Genomic DNA, 25,983 nt, shown 5'->3' with positions numbered 1-25,983 from the left:
GGCTCAGGAAGCGTCTGGCTCAGGAAGAAAAAGAGTATGAAAACCATCGAAGTGGGCAATCTGCAGGTTGCCAACGACAAGCCGTTCACCCTGTTCGGTGGCATGAACGTACTGGAGTCTCGGGATATGGCCATGAAAGTGGCCGAGCACTATGTGCAAGTGACCGAAAAGCTCGGTATTCCCTACGTATTCAAGGCATCCTTCGATAAGGCCAACCGTTCCTCCATTCATTCCTATCGTGGACCGGGAATGGAAGAAGGCCTGAAAATTTTTGAAGAAATCAAAAAGACTTTCGGTGTTCCGCTGATCACTGATATTCACGAACCTCACCAGGCTGCGCCGGTGGCCGAGATAGTCGACGTTATCCAGCTGCCGGCATTCCTCGCGCGCCAGACCGATCTGGTTGCCGCGATGGCCGCCACTGGTGCCGTTATCAATGTGAAAAAGCCCCAGTTCATGAGTCCGCCGCAGGTCAAGAACGTGGTTGAGAAATTTGCCGAAGGCGGCAACGAAAAAATCATCCTGTGCGAACGCGGCGCCTGTTTTGGCTACGACAACCTCGTCGTTGATATGCTCGGTTTCCGAACCATGATCGACGCCTCGGGCGGCGCCCCACTGATTTTTGACGTGACCCACTCGCTGCAGATGCGCGATCCGGGTGGTGCCGCTTCCGGTGGTCGCCGCGCCCAGGTCACCGAACTGGCGCGTGCCGGTCTCGCCATCGGTATCGCCGGTCTGTTCCTCGAAGCGCACCCGAATCCGGAAAAAGCGCTGTGTGACGGACCCAGCGCACTGCATCTGGAAAAGCTGGAGCCGTTCCTGGCACAAATGAAAGCTGTCGACGATCTGGTAAAAGGCTTCGAGTCCCTCGATACCAAGTAGCCGGATTGTAAAAACGAATAATCACAAGAGGCGGCGCGGGTAAGCGCCACTGAACGTTAACCTGACAAACTCACTTTATCTCTTAACAAGGAGCCCGTTGTAACGATGAGCAAGATTGTTGCTGTAAAAGCTTTTGAAGTATTGGATAGCCGCGGTAACCCCACCGTTAACGCCGATGTGATTCTCGAGTGTGGCGCGGTTGGTTCTGCCTGTGCACCATCTGGCGCTTCCACCGGCTCTCGTGAAGCCCTCGAGCTGCGCGACGGCGACAAAAGCCGTTACTTGGGCAAAGGCGTACTGAAAGCCGTTGAAAACATCAACGGTGAAATCGCCAAGTTACTGGTAGGTATGGATGCTACCGAGCAGCGCGCGCTCGATCAGGCCATGATCGATGCCGACGGCACCGAAAACAAATCCAAGCTGGGCGCCAATGCCATTCTGGCCGTATCCCTGGCCGCTGCCAAAGCTGCCGCGATTGCCAAGGGCGTTCCCCTGTATCAGCACATCGCCGAAATCAATGGCACTGCAGGTCAGTACACTCTGCCAGTACCGATGATGAATATCCTCAACGGTGGTGAGCACGCCGACAACAACGTCGACATTCAGGAGTTCATGGTCCAGCCGGTAAAAGCCAAGACGTTCGCCGAAGCGCTGCGCCAGGGTGCCGAGATCTTCCACTCCCTCAAGAAAGTGCTGTCTGCTCAGGGGCTGAACACCGCTGTTGGCGACGAAGGTGGTTTCGCTCCGAATCTGCCGTCCAACGAAGGCGCGCTGAAAGTAATCGCCGAAGCCGTCGAAGCTGCCGGTTACAAACTGGGTGACGACATCACCCTGGCCCTGGACTGCGCTTCTTCCGAATTCTACAAAGGTGGTAAGTACGTACTCGCCGGCGAAGGCAAGGAATTCGACAGCGAAGGTTTCGCCTCCTATCTGGCAGAGCTGTCCGAGACCTATCCGATCATCTCTATCGAAGACGGCATGGACGAGAGCGACTGGGACGGCTGGAAAATCCTTACCGACAAAATCGGCGAGAAAGTACAGTTGGTGGGCGACGACTTGTTTGTTACCAACACCAAGATCCTGAAAGAAGGTATCGAGAAGGGCGTGGGTAACTCCATCCTGATCAAGTTCAACCAGATCGGCTCCCTGTCCGAAACCCTGGATGCGATCAAGATGGCCAAAGACGCTGGCTACACCGCCGTCATCTCCCACCGCTCCGGTGAGACCGAAGACACCACCATCGCCGACCTGGCGGTTGCAACTGCTGCGGGCCAAATCAAGACCGGTTCCCTGTGCCGCTCCGATCGCGTAGCCAAGTACAACCGTCTGCTGCGCATCGAAGCCGAGCTGGAAGGCAAGGCGCCTTACCGCGGCATCGCTGAGTTCAAGTAATTCGGCAAGCCCGGTAAACTGGCTGAGAGTCGCATCGAGGCTCGACAAGCAAGACTCTGATGCGAAGGCTCCGACGCCGGTAGTTGGCCGCTAGACCTTCTGCGACAGGGATGTCGCGGAAGAGCCCCCAGGGATGGGTTGAGGGGGCGCTTAGCCCGTGTCTAGCGAACAACTACCGGCGGCGGAGCCGCCACGGACCAACTACCGTGCGGACCTCAAAAGCCGGAAGAGAACAACAGAAATGAAATGGCTGCTGGCAATTCTTACCGTCTTGCTGCTCATGACCCAGTTTCGACTCTGGGTGGGTGAGGGCAGTTTTGCGGAAGTGACACGGCTGGAGCGGCAGCTCAACGAACAGCAGCAGAAAAACGCGGCTCTCGAGCGGGAAAATCGCCTGCTTCTTCGCGAAGTACGCAGTCTTAAAGAAGGCACCGACGGCGTGGAAGCCAAAGCTCGCTATGATCTCGGTCTGATCAAAGAAGGCGAGACGCTGTTTATCTTTCTCGATCCCAAAAAGCAGAGCTCGCGTGGCGACAAAGAGCGCCAGAAAGAATGACCTCCTCGCAGAATCTGACTCCTCGGCCTGAGGATGGTTTTTGGGCTGTAGTCCCCGCTGCCGGTTCCGGCAAGCGCATGGGGGCAGATAAGCCCAAACAGTACCTGACGCTGGCCGGCATACCGCTGATTGCCCAGACCCTGAACAACATTCTCAGCTGGCCCCGGCTCGCGGGCATTGTCGTCGCTATTGCTGCAGACGACACCGAATTCCAGAAGCTCCCTCAGGCCAGTAATCCCAAGGTTCACACCGTCGCTGGCGGCAAAGAGCGGGCCGATTCTGTACTTGCAGCCCTGGATTATTTGAGTGGGGTAGCTGCGCCGGACACGACTGTGCTGGTGCACGATGCGGCCCGCCCCCTGGTCAAACCGGCGGATATAGAAAAACTGTTGGCAGCAGCGCCCACAGCACTGCTTGCGCAGCCAGCCAGTGACACCATCAAGCAGGCAACAAGCGCAGAAGGACAGGCGAGGGTAAAACACACCCTGCCCAGAGAAGAAATCTGGCTCGCGCAGACGCCGCAGAAAGCACCACTGGAACTGCTGCGAAAGTGCCTTCGCCGGGGAATGAGCAAATCCCCGGCGCTCATTACCGACGAGGCCAGTGCACTGGAGTTGGCCGGCTACCAGCCCGAACTGGTGGCCGCCTGCCGCAGCAATTTCAAGGTAACCCATCCAGCGGACCTGATTCTCGCGGAAGCCTTGCTGCAGTATCAAAGTGAACAAATTCAATCAGGAACAGAGACATGAGTTTCAGAATTGGCCAGGGCATTGATGTGCATGCCTTTGGCTCCGGTGATCACGTCGTCCTTGGAGGCGTCAGTATTCCCCACGACCAGGGGTTAGTCGCCCATTCTGACGGCGATGTTCTGCTACATGCATTGGCGGACGCCTTACTTGGCGCGCTGGCCCTAGGGGATATCGGCAAACACTTCCCCGATACCGACGCGGCCTATTCCGGGGCCGACAGCCGCGGTCTGCTTCGCCATGTCGTGAGCCTGATTCATCAGCGCGGCTATCACCTGGTCAACGCCGATGCCACCCTGGTCGCGCAGGTACCGAAAATGGCTCCCCATATCGACAAGATGCGGGAAAACATCGCCATCGACTGCCAGGTAGATATCGGCAGGGTTAGTGTCAAAGCCACTACCAGTGAAAAGCTGGGGTTTACCGGCCGCAAAGAAGGCATCGCTGCTCAGGCAGTGGTTTTACTGGAAGCTCTTCGTGACTGACATATCGATTACATCTCCCGCCCCTCACTCTCGCTGGGATCTCGACTGGCCGCGGGCACTGGGCGGTACCGCCATTACTGGCGATTTCCGCACCGAACCGGAAGACTTCGTGGTGGACGAACTTGCCGCACCCCAAGCGGGGGAGGGTGAACACGTCTATCTACAGATCCGCAAACGCGGTGCCAACACCGGCTACGTTGCCCAGCAGCTGGCCAGGTTGGCCGGGGTCAATTCCAACGATGTGGGTTTTTTCGGTCTCAAAGACCGTCATGCGGTTACTACCCAATGGTTCAGTGTGTGGCTGGCACAGAAGCCTGAGCCGAACTGGTCCGGTATTCAGAGTGAAGAGATTACATTACTTCAGCACTTTCGCGGTCCGCGCAAACTGCGGCGTGGGGAGCATATAGGCAACCGTTTTAAAATCACCCTGCGCAATGTGCGCGGTGATCTCGCGCGGGCAGAACAGGTACTTGCCCTTATTCCGCAAGGGGTTCCCAACTATTTCGGTGAGCAGCGCTTTGGTCGTGACGGGGGTAACCTGGATTTGGTGGACCGGGTTGTTGCCGAGCAGGTTGCCGGCAAACGTCAGCGTCTGCCGCGGAATCAGAAAGGGTTTGCCCTTTCTGCCGCTCGCAGCTGGTTGTTCAACCAGGTGCTGGCTGAGAGAGTGCGTCAAACTAACTGGAAACAACCCCTGGAAGGTGAGTCCGAGCACTATAGTTCCGGTCCCCTATGGGGGCGGGGCAGGAACCTTGCGGCGGGTCAGCAGTTGGCCCTGGAAGAGGCTGCCATGGCGCCCTGGCAGGGCTGGCAGAACTGGCTGGAACACAACGGACTGAGCCAGGAACGCCGCTCACTGGTTTTGGCTCCGGATGGCTTTCGCTATCAGTGGCACGAGCAGGGCCTGATCCTGGAATTCGCTCTGCCACCGGGTACCTTTGCCACCGCGGTATTGCGCGAAGTGGCGGAGCTGGCCAATCAGTCCGCCGGGACCATAGAATAAAGAGTATATAAACGACAACAAACTGTGACCGGTGACGCATCAGCGTCTTCTGTCCATCGCCGGAAGACGTTGTAACTGGGGATCGGCGAACGGCTTTCAGGGAGACCGAGGGTCCTTATGGATCGATTGAGACATGAAGGGCTGGGCATGACGTCCCAGCGCACCCGCAACCGCCTGATTCAGCGGTTGCGCGAAGAGGGAATCAGCAGTGAAGAAGTGCTGGACGTGATGGGGTCAACGCCCCGTCACCTGTTTCTGGATGAAGCGCTTGCCATTCGTGCCTACGAAGATACTGCTCTGCCAATTGGATACGGCCAGACCATCTCCCAGCCCTATATCGTTGCCAGAATGACCGAATTGTTGCTGAGTAGGGCCAAGTCGCGAGCCCGTGTGCTGGAGGTCGGCGCAGGTTCTGGTTACCAGACAGCGATTCTCGCCCGGTTGGTCGACAAGCTGTACTCCGTCGAACGCATCGCCCCATTGCTTGAAAAAGCGCGCCAGCGTATGCGCGAGCTGGGGATTTTCAATGTGGAAATGCGCCTCAGTAACGGCGGCTTTGGCTGGCCGGAGCAGGCGCCATTCGACGCCATTCTCTGTGCCGCCGCACCAGCCTCCATTCCCGATGAATTACGCGAGCAATTGGCCCCCGGCGGCGTATTGGTGATTCCGGTAGGTAGTGATAGCCAGTATCTGACCATAGTGACCCGCAGTGAAGATGGCAGCCGATTTGACGTGGAGAAGGCCGAACCCGTGCGCTTTGTGCCCCTGCTAAGTGGAGTGGTGCGCTAATGTCTGAAAAAATCTTGAACAGTCGCTACTGGGGTATTGCAGCACGTGGCCTGGCGATGGGCGCAGCAGATGTCGTGCCCGGGGTATCCGGCGGTACCATCGCCTTTATTACCGGTATTTATCAGGAGCTGCTGGATTCAATCAGTCGGATTGGCCCGCGCACCGTGACCACGTTGTTTCGGGATGGTATCGCGGCCGCTTGGCGGGAGATTAATGGAAGCTTTCTGCTGGCGCTCTTTACCGGCATTCTCATCAGTATCTTCAGCCTGGCCAAATTGATCAGCCATTTGCTGGAGCATTACCCCATTGTGGTCTGGAGTTTCTTTTTTGGTCTGATCCTCGCCTCGGTTGTGCCTATAGTCCGGCGGATACCTCGTTGGTCCTGGCATTGCTGGCTGGCATTGGCGGTCGGCATCGCATTAGCCATTCTGGTTAGCGAAATGCGACCCCGGGAAGTCAGCGCAACGCCTTATGCTCTCTTTTTCTCCGGGGCTCTGGCGATTTGCGCGATGATTCTGCCCGGTATATCCGGTTCTTTTATTCTGCTGATGATCGGGATCTATCCCCGGGTAATCGCCGCAGTCCACGAACTGCAGTTTGGTGCCCTGGGATGGTTTGCTGCCGGCGCTGCTACTGGCTTGCTACTGTTCAGTCGCCTGTTGTCCTGGCTGATGCACCGCTTTCCCGCGCTAACCCTGTCTTTCCTTGTGGGAATTTTGCTGGGTAGTTTGAAAATTGTCTGGCCCTGGAAGTTGGCCTCCGATACCACAGGGGATCTGCCGGGTAATAAATTGGCTCCGATGCTGTCGAATGTGTTACCCGATCATTTCACCCTGGTATCTGGGCAGCCTTCTTATGTATTGGGCGCGGCGGTCTCCGCCTGTGCCGCGGTGGTCCTGGTGCTGGGCGTAGAATGGCTGCATTGGCGCCATAGTGGGAAAGTTGTCCAGGGGTGATTGGCTGAAAGGTTGTCCCTGCATAGTAAAAAGGGGGGGGGAATCTTTCGGTTTTAATGGGTTTTGAGAGGATATTTTTCCCTGTAGCGGCGTTGCTGATCGGTTCTGAAAGCATCAGAAATTTTTGCCGTCAGCAACCTGGGGGCATTGAATTTCTTTAGACACTTTTTCCATAAATGCTTTTCGTTGATGTAAAAAGAGAATAATGGAACGGCATAAAAATCGACTTTTTTCAGGTGGTAACAGAAAATTTTTCTGTGGTTTTATGCGCCATTGGTGGGCTCTGTTTGTCAGGGTAATGAGTGTTTTGTTGTTTAGCCTGAGTGTAGTTTCTTGCGCCAACAATCTGGCTCCCACTTCTTCCCTGACGCAGCCGCCCAGCCAGAGAATTCAGCATCACATTGTCAGTAAAGGTGAGACTCTGTATTCGATTGCCTGGAGATATGGTAAAGATTTCAAAGAGTTAGCGGCAATTAACGGGGTCCGTTCACCCTACCAAATTTTTCCTGGGCAGCGCCTGAAACTGGCTGGTCGGGTATCTTATGAGACAGTGCCAACACCGACGGTTCCTGTGAAAAAAGCAGTCTCTACCGCGCCAACCAAACGTAAAACCGCTACTTCCTCGGCGCCGAAAAAAATCTCAAAAACGTCAATTTCGGACAGCAACAAAAATGACATAAATTGGCGCTGGCCGGCTCAGGGCAGGGTCATTTCCAAATTTCAGCCCAACAACCCCCTCCGTAAAGGTATTGATATCGCCGGGAAAAAGGGGGAATCTGTTCTGGCAGCGGCGGATGGCACAGTGATTTATGCCGGAAGCGCACTGAGAGGTTACGGTAAGCTTTTGATCATCAAGCACAGCGAGGTCTTCCTCAGTGCTTACGCCCACAACCACAAACTCCTTGTGGCTGAGGGGGCGAAGGTCAAAGTGGGGCAACGGATAGCGGAAATGGGTTCAAGTGGTACCGACCGCGATATGCTCCACTTCGAAATTCGCCGGAACGGTCAGCCGGTAGACCCTGCGGTCTACTTGCCTTGATCGGCGCAATTGTCTGCCAGCCTTTACGCTGCTGTGTAATAAAAATGGACTTTTATTGATAACCACTTGAGGTAGTCACCGGGATCGGCAGTAACTGCCCTGCAGTGACCTTACTCACCATTGGAGGTGAGTTGCCGGGAACGGAGACTGTCGCATCGGCAGTGACCGGTTCAGCAATCGCAAGCTGTCAATGCGGCTGACACAGGCAAAGTACAAGGAGTTGGGGAAATGGAAGCGCAACGTCACGATCACCTGGATTTCAGTGCCAGATCAGATCATTCGCCCGAACCTATGGATGATGAAGTATCCATATCTGAAGCAGTAACTAGCCGCACAAGGAAGAAGTCGGCAAAAAAAAACTCTGAAGTATTCTCCAAAGAAGAAAGTTCTCAAAAAATAAAAAAAACTGCCCCTCAAAAAGTAGCCATCCGCAAGCTGGATGATACCCACGGGCAGAAAAACCTCGATGCAACCCAGTTGTATCTCAACGAAATCGGATTTTCTCCCCTGCTGACCGCAGAAGAAGAAGTTTACTACGCTCGCAAAGCCCTGCGCGGTGACGCGGCAGCGCGTAAGCGCATGATTGAAAGCAACCTCAGGCTGGTTGTCAAAATCGCCCGCCGTTATGTCAGTCGCGGTTTGGCTCTGCTGGATCTTATCGAGGAAGGTAACCTCGGGTTGATCCGGGCTGTAGAGAAATTTGATCCCGAACGCGGTTTCCGCTTTTCTACCTACGCCACCTGGTGGATTCGTCAGACCATTGAGCGTGCGATCATGAACCAGACACGCACAATTCGTCTGCCGATACATGTGGTCAAGGAACTCAATGTTTACCTCCGTGCATCTCGTGAACTCGCCCAGAAGCTCGACCATGAGCCATCTGCAGATGAAATCGCGAATTTGCTGGAAAAACCGGTGGAAGATGTTGAGCGGATGCTGGGCTTGAATGAACGGGTAACGTCTGTCGATACCCCTATAGGGCCATCATCTGAAAAAACCCTGGTGGATACCATTCCTGACCAACAGGAGTCTGATCCGGCGGAATTGTTACAGGATGAAGATCTGTTTGACAGTATCAACCGTTGGTTGGGTGAATTGCCGGACAAGCAGTGTGAGGTGGTCTCTCGCCGTTTTGGATTGCGAGGCTATGAAGCAAGCACGCTTGAAGAGGTAGGGCGAGAAATTGGCCTTACTCGCGAACGTGTGCGTCAGATTCAGGTAGATGCTCTGAAGCGCCTTCGTGAAGTGATGGAGTCACAGGGACTGGATGGTATGTCACTGTTTGCGAATTTGTAACGCGACAGGTTGGCCCTTCTCCCTTAAACAAAAACCCGCAACGTTGATTGTGGGTTTTTTTTATCGACCGGATCCAGTTTCTACTGTGGCGTATAAATGGCACAGCAATATAAAGTCTATTTCTGTTTCCAGCGCCCCAGATTGTCTTGGTAATACTCTCCCTTGGACAGGCGGGCCTCAAGCTTCTCTGCGGCGCGGGCGGCTACCTGGCTGATGTCGATGTTGTTGCGCTTGGCGATAGATGCGTATTCCTGCTTGCGTTTGTTGTTGACTTCCACAACCAGCTTTTCTACCTCGGGGGTGCTCGCATTGACTACAGCGATATAACCACTATTGGCTTCCCCTACCAGTCCCTGGGTCTGGGCCTGCTTCAGGGTGATGGCACTGGCGGGGACGGCCGCGAGAAGGGTTAAGGAGAGAAGGCCGGAAATGAACCGTTTCATTACATGCTTCATCGTCATAGTAATCGTGTCCTTGGCTGATTCGGTATCAATAGTCTGTTGTCACTGACCCGGTTGCCTCCTGTAAGAAGGGGCAGGGTACCATCAGTGTCAGAAAATTCCGTCTTTGTCTTCAAACAGATCGTCCAGTTCCTTGTCTACTTTCACACGGATTTCGTGCTCGATTTTGACGTTGAGGTTTACTGTGATCGGTTCGCTCGGCGCCTGCACTGCCACTGTGGGTGTGCACGCAGAAAGGAAAAATATACCCGCCACCAGCACAAATGTTGCGCCGGCTCTCGTGTAAATTCCGGTTTGGTTCACTGATAACTCCTGTGTCTCTCGGGTTGCTCAGGTTGTACAGTATTGGAGGTGGCGAGACTCGGTGCTACCTGCTCCATTGCCAACCCGGGGACTGTTATTGATTACTATAGGACGTGCAGATTAACCGTAACTGAACAATATCTTTCATTTGACCAGCGGGCGCGTTACTTCACTGTACCTGCTTTTCCAGAATGTCGGTCAGGTCCCGGCTCGCCTGCAGGGAGCGCAGCATGCTCGGCACATTATTTTCCAGATTCAGATTGATGATCAGGTCCCGGTTGGCATCAATTGCGGTGCTGCGTCCGGTGAGTTTCAGTTTCAGCTTCAAGTCGCCATTCAGTGGATAGGTCACGGTACCGCGAATATCTCGATAGTTGTAATCCTCCAGAGCGCCCGCCAGTAGTTTCAACTGAGGATTACTGCCGAGCATAGCGGGCGAAAAGGCGCCGTAGTACCTCAGCCGCCCCCCGGGAGGTCGTGACTGTAGTGTGCCGCCTTGAACTGTTATGCCTTGACTGTCGGTGGTCAGTGGGATGGTTGCATCCAGCAGTCCGCTGGCGACAAAATTCTCCGCATTCATTTCTCTGGTCAGCGCTCGCAGTGAGATGCCCGTAAATCGTACCTCAGACTGGCGCTCCTTACCGCGGAGGTTCCAGTGCAGGGCGTTAGTAGTTAGCGCGCCTTCCAATAGTTCGCCGGAAAAATCCTTCAGTGTGACATCTCCCATCTGGCTTATGGTCAGATCGAAATGCAGGTTGTTGATGGCAATTCCCGTGTCTACAGCCTGAATGGACACCGGGGTGGAAGCTTTGGTCAGCCACATACCGTCGCGCTCAATCAGCTCCGGGGAGGCGGTGATCCCGACGGCAAAACTGTCGTTGTATTTAAGTGCCGCTTCGCGGAGGTTTAATTTCACCCAATCCAGGTTCCCCTGCGGCCAATACAGCTTCAACTTGGCAGACAGGTTTCCTCCCACTATGTCTGCAGGTAGTCCCCGAACTGCTTTGCCCAAGCTGTTCTGTTCGGTGAAGCTGGTGTCAGGTAGTGTCAGGTTGATCAAACCCCTGTTATTTGCAAGTTCGTGTTGCCACTCGGACTCCATTCGTACATGGCCGGCGGAAATTTCGCTTTTTCCGGTAATCATCCCTGCTTTTACTTCAAATTGTCCTTGAACGGCGATTCGTCCATCAAATTGCTTCAGGGCTGAAACTGACAGGCTGTCAGACCGGAAGTGTGCACTGGCAGTCAATGGGGTTGGTGCATCCCAGCGGTTTTCAATCTGTATATCTTCAATAAACAACACGCCGTTTATGGAGAGATCGGGCAGATTGAAGGGAGCTACATTGGTCGCTATCTGTTTGCTACTGCACGACATTGCGGTGTCCGAAATCAGGCACGTGGCATCCTGTGCAAATGCTTCTGGATTGCTAATGACGATGTCTTCAGACGACAGCTGGGTTGCAGAAATGGTGGTTGAAGACAGTGTGACCTGTATAGCTTCTTTATCTGGGAGCCGCGCAATATCGGCGGTGAAATCAGAGCTGAGTTCGATCAGGGTCGTCGTGTTGTCAACTGTTAGTGATGAAAGGTTCAGGCTTGATTGCACTCGGCAGCGAACGCGAAGTAGATCCTCACAGGAAAGTTCCTTGATCTGTCCGGTCAAATTCGGGTGAGACTTCGGATCCCTGGATTCACTGGCGTCAATAGAGAGTGCACGCATCTTCAGGGTAAGGGGGCCGGGCCATTTGCTAGCACTGATCGTGAGTGGCCTGTCCGTTATCACAGATGTCTTTATTTTTTTCCAGCCGAGAGCATCCAGTGGATTCTTTTCAGCGGGCAACTCCAGCTCCAATTGAAGCTTCCCAACCGGGTGTATCGCTAGTGATAGCGTGTCGGCCAGATGTTTTTTTTCGGGCATTGAATCCTGTGACGGCAGGTAGAATTCGCCGGAAAAATTGCTGTTGCCATGAATATTTGACAATTTATAAGAGGTAAACCACTGCTGCCATTTCGAGGCGGAGAGCAACGGGCTAGCCTCTGTCAGATTCGCGTTTCCGGTAAATTTTACTCGGGGTTTTTGTTGTTCGGTTGTCAACGTGATTGTGCCGGAAAGGATGGGATTGCTGGCTTTTGTGCTATCCGTGTTATTGGCCAGTTCGTTCGAAAGCGTCATCTCCACCGCCAATTCTCCCACGATTTCCTGCACTTTCAGAGGTGACAGGGATGTGATGTTCAGTTGCACGGGCTGTGTGCTATTAACGGAGCTTGTCAGAGAAATGCCGGCCACGGAATCCGGAATTGTCAATAAAAGTCCTTCGGTAGAGAGTTCCACTGAGACTGAATTGATTTCCTTGAGCGAGGCTAATTTTGCCGGGAGCTCACCGGTAAATTGCAGTTGAATATTGCCTTCGGCACCATCGAGAACTGACTGCCAATTTCCGTTCGCCGAGGTGGTCGTCTTATTGGTGTTGAAGCCGATTGATTGGAGGAAGGCTGCGAGCTTTGCAGTATCGAGTTTCAGCTGAGAGCTTAAAACCCAGGGAGAGGTGTCTGCGGCTGGCTGCCGGGTTGCATGGGGATGTTTCAACGTGGCTTCCATGCTGGAAATGGTGTCCTGGCTCTGGTCAAACCGTAATTTGAGTCGTGCCTCAGAGGTCTGATTTTGCAGGTCCAATTTCAGTTGGCAGTGCTTACACCGGGTGCTTTCTACCTTGCCAGTTATGTTTTCCTTGTCGTTAATGACTTGAATTGCCAGGTCGCCCTTTATTTGTCCGGGCCAGGAAAGCCGTTTTACGGTGAGCTGTCGAATCGGCAGGTTTCTCAATGTCTGTAAAAAAGAGCTGATATTGAACGCTGCGGGCTCCCTGATGGTTGTCGGCTTATCGCCGCTGGGTGCCTGTGTCTCTATTGGCGGAGCGGCGCCAGCACCCGTCTCTGTTTCCGCTGCTTGAGGCGGGTTGTGGGGGACCTTTGGGCTGACAATACGGATATTTTCCAGCGTAAGGTCGGCACTGGGTAGAATCTCGCCATTGTCAAATAGTACCGAGCGTAGAAGGGCAGTAACATGAGTCACCTCGATACCGCGAAGCTCAATTTCCGTGGCATCCCCATGCAGGCGCAGGTGATCGATGGTTGCATTTATCCCGCTATCGCCCGGTGCCAGTGAAACGCCTTCCAATCCGACAATCTGGAATCCATTTAGCCAATGATTGGCCATAGTTGGGATCCATAGGTGACGTGCTTGCCATCCGATTGTCCCCACCAGCAAAAGCAGCACAGTGACACCAGCAATAGCTTTTAGCACAGGGGAGATGAAGTGCACAGAAACCTCGGTTGACGGACTTGAGTATCCGCTACTAAATGTAGAGACTTGTGAGAATAACGACAGGGGGAGTAATTGTGAAATTAACGCTGACAGATTTACCTGGCCGGATCGGCTATTTCTTCAATGGCGCGAAAGGGGTTGCGCCTGGCGGCCGCACGCTGGCGGTAGCTATTCTGACATTGAGCACAACTCTGTGTGCGGTAATGGGCGCCCGCGCTTACGACCGGGTGAACGGTGAGGGCTTCGCCAGTCGATCCCCGGTACTGGCCACTCGTGGTATGGCTGCTACCAGCCAGCCACTGGCAACGCAGGTAGCGCTGGATATTCTCAAACAGGGGGGCTCTGCAGTGGATGCCGCCATTGCGGCCAATGCGGTACAGGGCCTGATGGAGCCCACTGGCAATGGAATAGGCGGTGATTTGTTCGCGATTGTCTGGAGTGCCAAGGACAAGCGCCTATATGGTCTCAATGCCAGTGGCCGTTCACCGAAATCACTGCCATTCAGTTACTTCGCCGACAATAATCTCGGAAAAATTCCGGCGCACGGCCCATTGCCGGTTTCCGTGCCCGGTGCGGTGGATGGTTGGTTTGAACTCCATGAAAAGTTTGGCGCGCTGCCCATGAAGGATCTGCTGGCGCCAGCAATTCACTATGCCAATGAAGGTTTTCCGGTAACACAGCTCGTGGCCTACTACTGGAATCGCTCGGTACCAGTGCTGGAAAAGTACCCCGGTTTTCGCGCGACCTATATGCCCGGTGGTCGCGCCCCCAGAGAAGGTGAAATATTCAGTAACCCCAGGCTGGGGACGACTCTGCAGAAAATCGTCGATGGTGGCCGCGATGCCTTCTACAAGGGTGATATTGCCAGAGAAATCGACCGATATATGAAGGCCAATGGCGGCTTCCTTTCCTACGATGACCTCGCCAGCCATACGTCCGATTGGGTTGAACCGGTGTCCACCAGTTACCGTGGCTATGATGTGTGGGAGCTGCCGCCGAACGGGCAGGGCATCGCCGCTTTGCAGATCCTGAACATTCTGGAAGGTTACGATCTGGCAACACTCGGGCGGCAGAGCGCCGAGTATGTCCATCTGTTTACGGAAGCAAAGAAGCTGGCGTTTGAAGACCGGGCGAAATACTACGCGGATCCTGCCTTCAACGAATCGCCGGTAGAGGCGTTGATCTCAAAGTCCTATGCGGACAAACGTCGCAAGCTGATCAACCCGGAGCGGGCCGCGAAACGCTATGATGCGGGCACGGTGGCACTGCGCCACGGCGATACCATCTATCTGACCACTGCTGACAAAGACGGCAACATGGTGTCGCTCATTCAAAGCAACTACCGCGGTATGGGTTCCGGAATGACCCCGGGTGAACTCGGCTTTATGCTTCAGGATCGCGGGGAAATGTTCAGCCTGAAGGAAGGACACTTCAATCAGTACCAACCTGGCAAACGACCGTTTCATACCATTATCCCGGCATTCGTGACCAAAGATGGCGAGCCGTGGATGAGTTTTGGTGTAATGGGCGGCGCCACACAACCCCAGATGCACGCCCAGGTCATCATCAACATGGTGGACTTTGGCATGAATGTGCAGGAAGCCGGTGACGCGCCGAGAATCCTGCACAGCGGGTCCAGCCAGCCGACGGATGAGCTGATGGAAGACGGTGGATACCTGAGCCTGGAAGATGGCTTCCCCATGGAAACCCGGCGTCGACTGGTGCAGATGGGTCACCAGATTCGATTTGAAAGCGGCCCTTACGGGGGCTACCAGGCCATTCTGAGAGACGAGAATGGCGTGTATCAGGGCGCCTCTGAAAGCCGTAAAGACGGCCAGGCTGCCGGTTATTAATACGAGACTGTATCTGATGAAAGACAACCAGCCACGCACCATTTACCTGAAAGACTATAAGGTGCCGGACTACCTGATTGACCACACCGAGCTCACCTTCGATCTCGACCCCCAGGCTACCCTGGTGAAGTCGAGACTGAAGGTGCGTCGCAATCCGGCGGCGGACCCGGGAGACAGCGGCTTGCCGGCACTGTGGCTGGATGGTGTGGATCTGGAGCTGCTCTCGGTATCGATAAATGGAAAGTTGCTCCCCGCGCAGCGCTACCAGGAAATGACCGGAGGCCTGTTGCTGGCAGTTGAGACACCCGAGTTTGAATTGGAAGTGCAGAACCGGATCGCCCCGGAGTCCAATACCTCCCTTGAAGGGCTTTACCTGTCCAATGGCATGTACTGTACCCAGTGTGAGGCCGAGGGATTCCGTAAAATCACCTTTTACCCGGATCGCCCGGATGTAATGTCGATTTTTACCACCACTATTGTTGCTCCGGCTAGCTACCCGGTTTTGCTCTCCAATGGCAACAAGATTGACAGCGGGACGACACAAGACGGCCGCCTGCGGGTCACCTGGGAGGACCCCTTCGCCAAACCGGCCTATTTGTTCGCTCTTGTCGCCGGGGATCTACAGTATGTGGAAGATACCTTCACTACCAGTAGTGGTCGTGAGGTGAAATTACAGTTGTTCACGGAAGCGCGGAATATCCGTAAGTGCGAACATGCGATGGTATCCCTGAAACATGCCATGCGCTGGGATGAGGAGGTCTACGGGCGTGAATACGACCTCGATATTTTTATGATCGTTGCCGTGGATCACTTCAATATGGGGGCCATGGAGAACAAGGGTCTCAACATCTTCAACTCCGCCTGTGTGCTGGCAAGCCCGGAGACGGCCACCGACGCAGCTTTTCAACGTATCGAGTCCATCGTCGCCCACGAGTATTTTCACAACTGGTCCGGCAACCGTGTAACTTGCCGCGACTGGTTTCAACTGAGTCTCAAAGAGGGCTTTACGGTATTCCGTGATGCGGAATTCTCAGCGGATATGAATTCCCGCGCGGTCAAAAGAATCGAAGATGTGACGGTGCTTAGAACTGCGCAGTTTGCCGAAGACGGGGGGCCCATGTCCCACCCGGTGCGCCCCGATTCTTATATGGAAATTTCCAATTTCTATACCCTGACGGTCTACGAAAAAGGTGCGGAGGTGGTGCGTATGATCCACACCATTCTCGGTCCGGAAGCCTTCCGTCGTGGCAGTGATTTGTACTTTGAACGCCATGACGGCTGTGCCGTGACCTGTGAGGATTTTGTGGTGGCGATGGAAGATGCCAATGATGCGGACCTGAAACAGTTTCGCCGTTGGTACAGTCAAGCCGGAACCCCGGTGCTGGATGTCGAAGATCGCTACGATGAAGATAAAGGCGAGTACACGCTGAAGATTCGGCAGCATACCCCGGATACCCCAGGGCAAAAAGATAAGCTACCGCTGTGTATTCCAGTTACCACAGCGCTGCTTGGTGCCGATGGTAAAGAGCTGCCCCTCAATCAGGCGGGTGCAACAGAAACCACGTTGTTGCTTACCGAGGCGTGTCAGGAATTCGTGTTTGGAAATATCAAAGAGCGCCCGCTACCTTCGCTATTGAGAGGCTTCTCTGCACCGGTAAAACTTCGATACGATTACCGCGATCATCAGCTCCAGTTCCTGATGCGGCACGATTCCGACGAATTCAACCGCTGGGATGCGGGCCAGCGTCTGGCTTTGAATGCCCTGGCTGCATTGCAGGTACAATTTCGTGCCGGCGAGGCACTGCGAACACCGGACGCACTGATTGCTGGATATGCCAGTGTGCTGGGGAACGGAGCACTGGATCCGGCGCTGGTTGCCAAAATGCTGGCTCTTCCCAGCGCACAGGAGTTGGCAGAACAGGAAGGAGAAATCCACGCGGCCGCCATTATTGCTGCCAGGGAATTTGTTCGCAATGCCATTGCCGATGCGCTCAAACCTGAATTTCTTGCACGTTACCGGCAGCTCGATCAGCGGACTCCTTATTCGGCGGAGGCGGCGGATATCGCCAGGCGCAGTCTGAAAAATACCTGTTTGGCGTATCTGTGTGCCACGATGGATGACGATGCGCTGGATCTTGCCCGTTCCCAGCTGGCACGGGGAGAAAATATGACCGATAGCGCGTCGGCACTGGGGGCACTGGTAGAGTTTGGACCGGTAGAGGATGCGGAGCAACATCTGGAAAGCTTCTACCAGCAATGGCAACAGGATACGCAGGTAGTGGAAACCTGGTTTGGTCTGCAAAGTACCAGCGCCAGTTACGGAACCCTGGAACGGGTACAACAGCTGTTGGGACATAGCGCATTTGAGCTGACTAACCCGAATAAAGTTCGCGCAGTCATTGGCGGTTTCGCCATGCGTAACTTCAAGCAGTTTCATAAAGAGGATGGCAGCGGCTACGAATTTCTGTCAGATCAGGTCATCGCGCTGGATAAGCTCAATCCACAGATTGCCGCGAGATTGGTTACTCCGCTCACACGCTGGAAGAAATATGCCGCGAGTGACGCAGGATTGATAAAGAGTGCACTGCAACGGATTGCGGAATGTGGGTCATTGTCCCGGGATCTTTTCGAGGTTGTCAGCAAAAGCTTGAGTGAATAATCGCTTTCCCGTGGTAGTGAGGTGAGATAGTTGAGCGAAATAAAAAAGGCCGAATTCGGCCTTTTTTATTTTTCAGGTTTTCTGTTTGGCAATCGCACTACTGGATCAGGTTGCCAATTCCCAAATCCCGCCCAAGCTCAGTCAGTTCGAGCTGGCCATCTTTTAGTGTTATACGTGTTTGTGATGTGTAGTCCGGACGAAATTGGGTGACCTGGTCGTTACCGCGGATGGCGGCCACGACAGAATTGATCACCATAAAGTGACAGAACACCAGTGAGGTGTGGTGCTCACCTGCGCTCTGCTCCAGCTCTTGCAGAAAATCGATAAATATCTCGCGCCAGCGGACTTGTGCTGGTTCGAGATCACTCCACTGTCGCTGTAACAAAGAGCGAATCCACCTCCCCCGATCTGCAAGCGCGAGACCTTCCGGCGAGGGAATTTCGATGGCCTTGGGCTCTTCCGCGACCACCTTTTGCCATTTAAGGGCGACTGGAACTGCCGTTTGTCGCGCGCGCGCCTTGGGACTGCTGATCAACCGAACGCCTTTTCCTGCAGGAAATCGCTGCTGTAGCGCCGATGCCAGCTGCTCCGCCTGATGCCGTCCGGTCGTTGTCAGTCCGGGATCGTCATTGATTGGGCTTTTTGCCGCCTCGCCGTGGCGGATAAGTAATATCTGATGCAACGCTCTGGTGCCTGTTTTTTGCGAGTAGCCATTTTAACCCAATCAGACTTCTCGTTAACCCGGTGGCTTTGCGATAACCCGGGTGCGTCGGCACAATTGGCGATCAGAGCAAGCAGCGCAGTTGGTGGTCGTCCAGCGCCTGCCACAGATGGTTCAATGCGTATGAATCCAGTGTGCTGACTTGATCGTTGCCGAATATACGGCTGTGGCCCTGCTCGAAGCCCGGCCAGTCGTCACCCGGGCAGCCACTTTCTGCGAAGCTTAACCAGGCCTCGCGCATCCTTCGACTCAAGCAGTGTGCATCCGTGTTGCCACCGTACAGGTGCCGTAAGCGGGCGTCTTCGTGGGTGCCGAAGACGTAACCCAATTCGGCCGCGTGGCAGGCTCCCAGCAGAGGGTGTGCATTCAGCGGCTGGGCAAAGTGATAATGGTACTTGGGGCCTGTATGGGCCTGAAGAAGTCTCAGCCCAGGTATGGTGAATACCATGTCCGTCAGCATCAGGTTCCAGGTACGCGCCCAGATGGGCCAGGGATTGTCCACCAACATTTCCGCGCGCAGGCGATAGTGTTCAAGTAGATGACTGAGAAGTTGCTCGGGGATCAGCGGGCGCAAGTATTGGCAGACCTGCAGGTGGTCCAGGCGGAAACTTTCCGGGCGCGCGGCACTGAACAGGTTCCACTCATCGCGGTTGCTCCCGACGATCATTGCCACTCGGGAACTGCTTCCACTTTGCAGCGCTTCCATCGGCAAGCGCTTGAGAAAATCACCGTCCATTACGGGTTTGAAAGGTAAGTGCCCCCAGTTTCTTTCGGTATCCGGGTCATTCAGTAGCTGCTCCTGCGCTCTTAGCAGCTCCCGAGTAGTTGGCTGGTGTGGAAGCCGTTTGCTCTGTCCGCAAACATTGTCGAGATGATCGAGAAACCGGCGACTCAAGCGTGAGGCTTTTTCACAACTGTGGAATACACCGGGATTTCCACTTTGTACGATGACTTTGTGGAAGAGGTGGCCAGCGAGAAGTTGGTCGTTCGCATCAGTGGCGGCCAGCAGTGTGGCGATACTCATGGCACCGGCCGACTCCCCGAACAAGGTAATGTTCTGAGGGTCGCCCCCAAACGCGGCGATATTTTCCTGAACCCAGCGCAGCGCGCAGGTCTGATCCAGAATGCCTTCATTTCCACTGGCGGGGATATCGGATATATCTTGCAGACGCAAAAAGCCCAGTGCCCCCAGGCGATAATTCAGCGTAACCACTATGGCCCGCCCACTGGCAGCCAGAGCCCTGCCATCGTATAGGGGCTGGCACCCGGACCCGAGATAAAAGGCCCCCCCGTGAATCCATACCATCACAGGCAGCTGTGGTTTACACGGCTTGGCCGGCGCGTAGATATTCAGGTAGAGGCAGTCCTCGTCCTCGGGTTCCTGACCGTTTGGGCCGCGAATATCAAACAAATGATTGGGGTTTTGCGGTGCAGGCATACCGGGTTGGCTTGCCTCACGTAATCCCGTCCACGGGGGAATTGGCTGTGGTGGTTGCCAGCGAAGTTCGTTCACTGGTGGGCAGGCATAGGGTATTCCCAGAAAAAGTCGGACTCGCTCCTGTTGGTCGAGTTTTCCTCTGACTGGGCCACAGGGCGGAGTGACAACCAATGAGGGCGATCGGGGAGCCGGCGATGATGGAGGGAATGATGACGGCAATTCTGAATCTGTGTGATCAGGCGAGTGCGCCTGACGTTTCTTCGACATCGCTGGCTAGTTCCTATTTCCAGTGCGGTCTGTAGTTGCCTACTCGCCGGAATCCTTACTGACCTTTCATCATCAAGTATAGAAGCTGTCATATTTCCTCTCCGGCAGGATTTATGTGACGAATTGGTTGCCAGGTAAAAAATACGCAAATTAAATAGATTCCGGCTTGCATAGAATAAACAGTCAGATATGATTAAAGCGTTACTGTCCCGTAGATTAAATTTGTCGCAATGAACACCTTTATCAACTTCCACATCCCAACCGTCTGCCGGGGTCTCATGGCTTCTGTAGTTGCGCCTGTAGTTGCGCCTGTAGTTGCGCCTGTTATGGCCTGGTGTGAGAAGTGCGGTGATTGGGGTAAGTGGCGTGCTGTCTCCGTCGCTTTGTGTTCCGTGCTATATGCGCATACTTCTACCACTATGCAGCCTAAATCCGTTGCAATCCGAGTGCGTAGAATGACTACCTGACAGCTACCTGTATAACGTGCTGGAGGGTTTCATCAAGACCCTCCCCAAAAAACCCGGAGGGCCTTGGCCTCCGGGTTTTTTTTTTGCCGTTAAATGGGAGAAATCGGCGATGGACAGGCAATGGTGGCAATCACTACACGGCTTACCGCCTTTAATATGGATAACGTTGATCGGGAGTTTCTTTGGTCGTGGTACCTATTTTATGGTGTGGCCATTTCTCGCCATTCTTCTGCATGAAAAATTTGCACTCGGGCCAGGTACTATCGGGCTGATTCTCAGTGTGTCAGCAGTGGGCGCGGCAGTTCTCGGCTTTTATGCTGGCTCGCTGTCGGATCGATTTGGCCGGCGCAATATCCTGGTATTGGGGACGGCGATCAATGCCTGTGCCTTTTTGATGCTGGCGTTTGCTGAGGGCCTGACTTCTTTTGTGGTTTCCATCGCATTGTGTTCCGTTGGAAGGTCAATCTGGGAGCCGCCTGCGAGCGCCATGATTGGGGACCTGGTTGCGAATACGAAAATGCGGGAATTTACCCTCCAGTTTCGCTACTTCCTGATCAATTTGGGTGCGGCACTTGGGCCTATTGTGGGTGTATGGGCGGGAATCACTGCACAGCAGTCGACGTTTGGACTGACGGCATTGAGTTATCTTTTGCTCTGCCTGGCGTTTTTGTGGGCTTTTCAGTATACGGTCGCTGGTAGAGCGGCCAATCAGAGAAAAAATAGCGGAACCAGTTTCGCCAGCACGTTAGCTGTGTTGCGTGATGATCGGTTTTTTCTGATCGTGATTTTTGCCAATATTTTGACGCTGTTCATTTATGCGCACATGGATTCCAGCTTGATTCAGTACCTGAATCAAAAGCAGATGCCGGATCTGGTGGCGCTTATTTCCAGCATGATTCTGGTAAACGCATCAACCATTGTTTTATTGCAGTTTCCATTGTTGAGACTATTGAGTGGCTTTGATGTCAACCGCCGAATTGGAATTGGCATCGGGATTCTCGCCCTTGGACAAATCTGGTTTGCAACCAATCCGATTCACTGGTTTAGCGGGTGGCTGGGAGCGACATTCGTTGTCAGTATTGCCGAAACCATTCTGTTTCCGACCATGAGTGTTCAGGTAGACCGGATGGCACCTGAACATTTGCGAGGCAGTTATTTTGGTGCTGCGTCATTTTACTCTTTGGGGTGGTCAAGTGCGCCGCTTGTCGGCGGTGTTGTGATCGAATGGTTTGGAGGCCCGGCGCTTTATTGGTCGATGTTTTTTTTATGTGGCGCAGTACTGGTTTTGTATCGGATAGGTGGACGATTCCAGAGGCCGGAAATTATCGAAAAATCCGTCGTGGAGACCACCGGGAGCCTCGAAGTACAGGAGGCTAGCTGAATAACCCTGGGTGGGTATTATTGCGAAAAATAATTTGTGACTCTTTAGTTAGGCCCTCGCGAAGAGGGCCTTGCTTTATATATCGGTAGCTAGAGAAAAACATGGGTAGGCCGCTGTTGGATTTGGAAACTCACCGCGAGTGATATCCGATGACGCCAGGACAAATCTGACGTACTTCCATGACCTAGCACGATTTTCTCAAACTGTTCCACTTCCCTTGCAAATTGTGAACGGCTCGGCCATACCAAATTATGTATGGTTAAAACTTGACCGTTGTGGGTGATATTTGGTCGCTTCAGGTTGAGTTTTGCGGCACCCGTTTCGTTAGCTGTTCGTCGACGGACGATTTGAAAAGGTAGGCAGGATGCTAACCCAGGTAGTTGATAAATCCAGTGGCACTCTGAGTTCGTTTGATTCCTCACACGTGGTTTTGAACTCCCCGGGGTTCGTAAAACTGGGGTTGGCACAGGAAGACGTGTTGTCTTTTTCCCGGTCCGGGGATGATTTGGTCATTCGACTGGCGTCTGGGGAAATAGTCACTATTGAGAATTTTTATCTCGCCGATGCTTCAGAGGTTCAGAGCGACCTTTTTCTGGAAGCGCCGGAAACCGGCGAGGTGCTGCTGGCTCAACAGGGCATCGATGGTTCCATCTTTTCCATGGCGCAGGTGAGTAGTGGTAGCGGCCTGGCCGGCATACTTCCAGCGGGTGGATGTGTTTGTCCCTGGGTATGGGCTGGGCTTGCTGCACTCGGCATTATCGCAATTGCCGATGCGGTGGATGATGACAATCACAACCCGGACAGGCTCCAGCCGCGACCTCCTGAACCTGAGGAACCGGAAGAGCCAGGTGGCGGTCCGACGCCACCTGGAGGGGGCCCGACACCTCCGGGAGGTGGTCCGACTCCACCAGGCGGTGGACCAACTCCACCCGGAGGTGGCCCGACTCCACCGGACGGTGATGCAGATGCGGACTCCGATGCAGACGCCGACGCCGATACCGTTGCGGACGCCGACGCCGATGCCGATGCCGATGCCGATGCGGACGCCCATGCCGACGCTGATGCCGATGCCGACGCTGATGCCGACGCCGTCGCCGATGCCCATGCCGACGCTGATGCCGATGCGGACGCCGATGCGGATGCAGACGCGGATGCGGATGCCGACGCGGATGCCGACGCCGACGCCGATGCGGACGCCGATGCGGATGCGGACGCCGACGCCGACGCCGACGCCGACGCCGATGCGGACGCCGATGCGGATGCCGACGCCGATGCGGATGCCGACGCCGATGCGGATGCGGATGCAGACGCGGATGCCGACGCTGATGCCGATGCCGATGCCGATACCGATGCCGATGCCGATGCCGATGCCGATGCCGACGCTGATGCCGACGCCGACGCCGATGCCGACGCCGATGCCGACGCCGATGCCGATGCGGACGCCGATGCGGATGCCGATGCGGACGCCGACGCCGATGCGGATGCCGATGCGGACGCCGATGCCGATGCGGACGCGGACGCCGATGCCGATGCCGATGCCGATGCTGATGCGGACGCCGATGCCGATGCCGACTGCGATATAAAAGTGGATATCGACATCGATATCGACTTCGATTGCAAAGACGATTACGGCTCAGGTTGTGACTCGGGCTGTGGAGAGTACGGGGGACATGGCCACGATAAGGGCCACGATAAGGGCCACGACGGCAAAGACGGCTATGGGCATTACGATATGGATGTCGAGGTAGATATCGATATCGACAAGTCCGGCTCGTCGCATGGCGATTGCGGAAAGGGCTGTGAAATCAGTGTTGATATAGACATCGATATAGATATTTCCTGTGACCCGTATCCCTCCGATGGCTATCCATCATCGGAATGCGAAGCTGATCGCTATGGTGTGGTACAGGGAGAACCAGGCTCAAACTACGGTGGCGGTTACACTGGAGAGCTTGTCGCTGATGCGCTGGTGAGTGTGATCGAGCTTCCGGAAATACGCAGCGTGGATGACGACTGTGGTTGTTCGGGTAGTGCCGGCTATCCCGGTAGTACCCTCGCTGACAGTGATTCCGGTGAGAACCTGATGGTTCAGCTCGAGGACCTGCTGGATACCAATCCCGCCAGTGACCTGCTGGCTGACCTTGGGTTGGGCGCTGACCCTGCGATAGAGCAACTCGCATTGTCGGATCCACTGCTTTTGCAGGAAAGTTTGCCGATGAATATGGATGACCCCATTGGTGACCTGCTGGCACAGAATGGAAGCCACGACATCTAGTTAACAGGACTCGATTTGCCCTGTCTGTTTGGGCGCCACAAGCACCGGGCCAATAACCCGGTGCTTTTTTATTGAACTAGACTGCTCTCTGCATAAAGGAATAACTTTTCGCACATGGCTTTACCGAGGCGCTCGGGCCGCAACAAAGTGAATAACAGTGAGTCAGCGATACGCGAATCTGAAACTACGGATGGCCGCGCGTAGAGATGCCTGTCCAGCCAATATTTTTACGATTCTGTTGGCGCTGTGCCTGGTGACGGTGGCCGATCACGGTTTTGCCGGTGATTCAGCTGATGCCGAATTGGAAGTCATCAGCCCGAGCCGGCTGCAGGCTGATATGGCCACCAGTCCTCTATATTCAGCGCAACCACTGCATCCCGGTATTTCTGCCAGCGCCGCCAGTATCCAGGTTGGATTGTCGGATGCGGTGCAGCAGGCGGTTTCCTGGCACCCGATCATCGGGCAATCTGTCGGCGAACTGAACCAGCAGCAGGAAAATATTCGCGCGGCCAGAGCCGGATATTTTCCTCAGGTCAGTGTGAACCTGTTGGGAGGATACGATACCGAAACCCGGGGTAATCATGAGGGACATGCGGTTCAGCTCTACGTGTCCCAGGTTATCTACGACTTTGGAAAAATATCCAGCGGTGTGGACAGTGCAGCAGCGAGCGCGCGGGCCTCTCAGGCCCGGGTTTTACTGCAGATAGATAATATTGCAAGAGATACAGCCCAGGCTGCGTTGGAGGTCCAGCGCTACCAGGCACTATTGAATTCGGCTGAAACGCAGATCGAAGGTGTATCCGCTATCTCGCGGCTGGTAAATATTCGTAGCGAGCGGGGCGCGAGCACACGATCCGATGTGCTGCAGGCGCTGTCGCGCATCGAGTCGGCGCGCGCCAATCGGCAGCAGACACTGGCGCAATTGGATCGCTGGCGCAGTGTGCTGCAGAATTTGATGGGGGTTGCGCAACCGGTTCTGTTGAAGGCAGGGATTCCCGAGTCAGTACGCAACGGTTGCCAGCTGGATCCCATGATGGCTAATGCGGCTCCGACGGTATTGGTGGCAGAAGCGCAGCGCGCGGAGGCGGTGGCGCAGTTAAAACAAGCGCGTGCACAATCCTGGCCGACACTCTCGCTGGATGGCAGCGTCAATAACTATCTGGATGAACAATATGCCGATGCCAATGCGCTGAATGAACATGAGGGTGCAGTCTTCCTGAATCTTTCCATGCCCATCTATCAGGGTGGCCGGATTTATGCGAACAGAGACGCGGCGAACTTTGCCATGCGCTCGGCGGAAGCGGCCAAGGACAACGCGCGGCTCGAAGCTGTGCGGGACTTGCGCATTGCGCAGAGCCAGAGTCTGGGGCTGCAACAAAGTCTCTCGATTCTGGATTCCCGCCTCGGGGCAATTACCGAAACCCGTGACCTTTACCGTAAACAGTATTCATCACTTGGCACGCGGACGCTGGTTGAGCTACTGAACTCAGAAGAAGAAGTGTATTCCGCGCGTATCGAAAAAAATAATACCGAGTTTGATTTGTACAGGTTGCAGGTGGACTGCCTGTATACGGTAGGCCAAATACGTGACGCTTTTGATCTTCAGGGACGGAATATTCAGGGCGTTGAGGTTTTGCCCTGAGTGTTACCGGTAACGTTTCAGTGAATGGTTGGGGGGCTAAAGGAGTG

20 protein-coding genes are annotated in these 25,983 nt (G+C 54.6%); 15 read left to right on the top strand and 5 right to left on the bottom strand.

The genetic code is table 11. The features are described 5' to 3' along the window. The first annotated feature begins 36 nt into the window (after nt 1-36). The 10 genes from kdsA (at nt 37) to rpoS (ending at nt 9,144) form a co-directional block, all read left to right on the top strand. A complete protein-coding gene (gene kdsA / locus PVT68_RS04840) occupies nt 37-882 on the top strand; it encodes a 3-deoxy-8-phosphooctulonate synthase (RefSeq protein WP_280321512.1) in 846 nt (281 codons plus the stop codon). A 105-nt stretch (nt 883-987) separates the two neighbouring features. Then, the gene (gene eno, locus PVT68_RS04835) at nt 988-2,274 is read left to right on the top strand and encodes a phosphopyruvate hydratase (protein ID WP_280321510.1); all 1,287 of its coding nucleotides are present in this window, start codon (nt 988-990) and stop codon (nt 2,272-2,274) included. Between the two features lie 241 nt (nt 2,275-2,515). Continuing rightward, on the top strand, nt 2,516-2,830 hold the full coding sequence (locus tag PVT68_RS04830; protein WP_280321509.1) for an FtsB family cell division protein: 315 nt from the start codon (nt 2,516-2,518) through the stop codon (nt 2,828-2,830). Then, on the top strand, nt 2,827-3,579 hold the full coding sequence (ispD, locus tag PVT68_RS04825; RefSeq protein WP_280321508.1) for a 2-C-methyl-D-erythritol 4-phosphate cytidylyltransferase: 753 nt from the start codon (nt 2,827-2,829) through the stop codon (nt 3,577-3,579). Before PVT68_RS04830 ends, ispD begins: the two co-directional genes overlap by 4 nt. Continuing rightward, nucleotides 3,576-4,061, top strand: a complete 486-nt coding sequence (ispF, locus tag PVT68_RS04820) for a 2-C-methyl-D-erythritol 2,4-cyclodiphosphate synthase (RefSeq protein WP_280321507.1) — start codon at nt 3,576-3,578, stop codon at nt 4,059-4,061. Before ispD ends, ispF begins: the two co-directional genes overlap by 4 nt. Beyond that, the gene (gene truD / locus PVT68_RS04815) at nt 4,054-5,064 is read left to right on the top strand and encodes a tRNA pseudouridine(13) synthase TruD (RefSeq protein WP_280321506.1); all 1,011 of its coding nucleotides are present in this window, start codon (nt 4,054-4,056) and stop codon (nt 5,062-5,064) included. Before ispF ends, truD begins: the two co-directional genes overlap by 8 nt. 117 nt (nt 5,065-5,181) lie before the next feature. Beyond that, nucleotides 5,182-5,853, top strand: a complete 672-nt coding sequence (locus PVT68_RS04810) for a protein-L-isoaspartate(D-aspartate) O-methyltransferase (protein WP_280321505.1) — start codon at nt 5,182-5,184, stop codon at nt 5,851-5,853. Then, the gene (locus PVT68_RS04805; RefSeq protein ID WP_280321504.1) at nt 5,853-6,809 is read left to right on the top strand and encodes a DUF368 domain-containing protein; all 957 of its coding nucleotides are present in this window, start codon (nt 5,853-5,855) and stop codon (nt 6,807-6,809) included. Before PVT68_RS04810 ends, PVT68_RS04805 begins: the two co-directional genes overlap by 1 nt. 265 nt (nt 6,810-7,074) lie before the next feature. Next, entirely contained in the window at nt 7,075-7,848 is a 774-nt protein-coding gene (locus PVT68_RS04800; RefSeq protein ID WP_407666140.1) for a peptidoglycan DD-metalloendopeptidase family protein, read from the top strand. 228 nt (nt 7,849-8,076) lie between these two features. Then, nucleotides 8,077-9,144 carry an RNA polymerase sigma factor RpoS gene (rpoS, locus tag PVT68_RS04795; protein WP_280321501.1) on the top strand — a complete coding sequence of 356 codons (1,068 nt, stop codon included), beginning with the start codon at nt 8,077-8,079 and terminating at the stop codon, nt 9,142-9,144. 116 nt (nt 9,145-9,260) lie between these two features. Here the strand turns inward: rpoS and PVT68_RS04790 are convergent, their stop codons facing one another. The 3 genes from PVT68_RS04790 to PVT68_RS04780 form a co-directional block, all read right to left on the bottom strand. After that, the gene (locus PVT68_RS04790) at nt 9,261-9,587 is read right to left on the bottom strand and encodes a YdbL family protein (protein WP_280321500.1); all 327 of its coding nucleotides are present in this window, start codon (nt 9,585-9,587) and stop codon (nt 9,261-9,263) included. A 108-nt stretch (nt 9,588-9,695) separates the two neighbouring features. Further along, complete coding sequence (locus PVT68_RS04785; RefSeq protein ID WP_280321498.1) at nt 9,696-9,908, bottom strand: YnbE family lipoprotein; 213 nt, start codon at nt 9,906-9,908, stop codon at nt 9,696-9,698. 169 nt (nt 9,909-10,077) lie between these two features. Further along, nucleotides 10,078-13,230: an intermembrane phospholipid transport protein YdbH family protein gene (locus tag PVT68_RS04780; protein ID WP_280321497.1), complete on the bottom strand. Its 3,153-nt coding sequence runs from the start codon at nt 13,228-13,230 to the stop codon at nt 10,078-10,080. Nucleotides 13,231-13,307: 77 nt separating this feature from the next. Between PVT68_RS04780 and ggt the strand changes: the two genes are divergently transcribed. Both ggt and pepN read left to right on the top strand, forming a co-directional pair. Continuing rightward, a complete protein-coding gene (gene ggt, locus PVT68_RS04775; RefSeq protein WP_280321496.1) occupies nt 13,308-15,086 on the top strand; it encodes a gamma-glutamyltransferase in 1,779 nt (592 codons plus the stop codon). Nucleotides 15,087-15,102: 16 nt separating this feature from the next. After that, nucleotides 15,103-17,745, top strand: a complete 2,643-nt coding sequence (gene pepN / locus PVT68_RS04770) for an aminopeptidase N (protein ID WP_280321495.1) — start codon at nt 15,103-15,105, stop codon at nt 17,743-17,745. Between the two features lie 97 nt (nt 17,746-17,842). Here pepN and PVT68_RS04765 read toward each other — a convergent pair whose 3' ends face one another. Then, nucleotides 17,843-18,427: a histidine phosphatase family protein gene (locus PVT68_RS04765; protein ID WP_280321493.1), complete on the bottom strand. Its 585-nt coding sequence runs from the start codon at nt 18,425-18,427 to the stop codon at nt 17,843-17,845. A gap of 103 nt (nt 18,428-18,530) precedes the next feature. Further along, entirely contained in the window at nt 18,531-20,075 is a 1,545-nt protein-coding gene (locus PVT68_RS04760; RefSeq protein ID WP_407666126.1) for a carboxylesterase/lipase family protein, read from the bottom strand. 672 nt (nt 20,076-20,747) lie between these two features. Here PVT68_RS04760 and PVT68_RS04755 point away from each other — a divergent pair. The 3 genes from PVT68_RS04755 (at nt 20,748) to PVT68_RS04745 (ending at nt 25,936) form a co-directional block, all read left to right on the top strand. Next, complete coding sequence (locus PVT68_RS04755) at nt 20,748-22,019, top strand: MDR family MFS transporter (RefSeq protein WP_280321490.1); 1,272 nt, start codon at nt 20,748-20,750, stop codon at nt 22,017-22,019. Between the two features lie 364 nt (nt 22,020-22,383). Continuing rightward, nucleotides 22,384-24,294, top strand: a complete 1,911-nt coding sequence (locus PVT68_RS04750; RefSeq protein ID WP_280321488.1) for a BapA/Bap/LapF family prefix-like domain-containing protein — start codon at nt 22,384-22,386, stop codon at nt 24,292-24,294. A gap of 190 nt (nt 24,295-24,484) precedes the next feature. Continuing rightward, nucleotides 24,485-25,936: a TolC family outer membrane protein gene (locus PVT68_RS04745; RefSeq protein ID WP_280321487.1), complete on the top strand. Its 1,452-nt coding sequence runs from the start codon at nt 24,485-24,487 to the stop codon at nt 25,934-25,936. Nucleotides 25,937-25,983: the final 47 nt, after the last annotated feature.

The sequence above is a fragment of the Microbulbifer bruguierae genome, assembly GCF_029869925.1.
Lineage (GTDB): Bacteria > Pseudomonadota > Gammaproteobacteria > Pseudomonadales > Cellvibrionaceae > Microbulbifer > Microbulbifer bruguierae.
Note: the sequence above shows the minus strand (reverse complement) of the source record. Positions and strands in the feature narration are given on the sequence as shown.

What these genes read in the sequence shown, in the direction of transcription:
- kdsA (WP_280321512.1), top strand. Translation starts at nt 37, where the DNA reads ATGAAAACCATCGAAGTGGGCAATCTGCAGGTTGCCAACGACAAGCCG.
- PVT68_RS04790 (WP_280321500.1), bottom strand. Translation starts at nt 9,587, where the DNA reads ATGAAACGGTTCATTTCCGGCCTTCTCTCCTTAACCCTTCTCGCGGCC.
- PVT68_RS04810 (WP_280321505.1), top strand. Translation starts at nt 5,182, where the DNA reads ATGGATCGATTGAGACATGAAGGGCTGGGCATGACGTCCCAGCGCACC.
- ispD (WP_280321508.1), top strand. Translation starts at nt 2,827, where the DNA reads ATGACCTCCTCGCAGAATCTGACTCCTCGGCCTGAGGATGGTTTTTGG.
- PVT68_RS04800 (WP_407666140.1), top strand. Translation starts at nt 7,075, where the DNA reads ATGCGCCATTGGTGGGCTCTGTTTGTCAGGGTAATGAGTGTTTTGTTG.
- PVT68_RS04745 (WP_280321487.1), top strand. Translation starts at nt 24,485, where the DNA reads ATGGCCGCGCGTAGAGATGCCTGTCCAGCCAATATTTTTACGATTCTG.
- pepN (WP_280321495.1), top strand. Translation starts at nt 15,103, where the DNA reads ATGAAAGACAACCAGCCACGCACCATTTACCTGAAAGACTATAAGGTG.
- PVT68_RS04750 (WP_280321488.1), top strand. Translation starts at nt 22,384, where the DNA reads ATGCTAACCCAGGTAGTTGATAAATCCAGTGGCACTCTGAGTTCGTTT.
- eno (WP_280321510.1), top strand. Translation starts at nt 988, where the DNA reads ATGAGCAAGATTGTTGCTGTAAAAGCTTTTGAAGTATTGGATAGCCGC.
- PVT68_RS04755 (WP_280321490.1), top strand. Translation starts at nt 20,748, where the DNA reads ATGGACAGGCAATGGTGGCAATCACTACACGGCTTACCGCCTTTAATA.
- rpoS (WP_280321501.1), top strand. Translation starts at nt 8,077, where the DNA reads ATGGAAGCGCAACGTCACGATCACCTGGATTTCAGTGCCAGATCAGAT.
- PVT68_RS04830 (WP_280321509.1), top strand. Translation starts at nt 2,516, where the DNA reads ATGAAATGGCTGCTGGCAATTCTTACCGTCTTGCTGCTCATGACCCAG.
- PVT68_RS04805 (WP_280321504.1), top strand. Translation starts at nt 5,853, where the DNA reads ATGTCTGAAAAAATCTTGAACAGTCGCTACTGGGGTATTGCAGCACGT.
- ispF (WP_280321507.1), top strand. Translation starts at nt 3,576, where the DNA reads ATGAGTTTCAGAATTGGCCAGGGCATTGATGTGCATGCCTTTGGCTCC.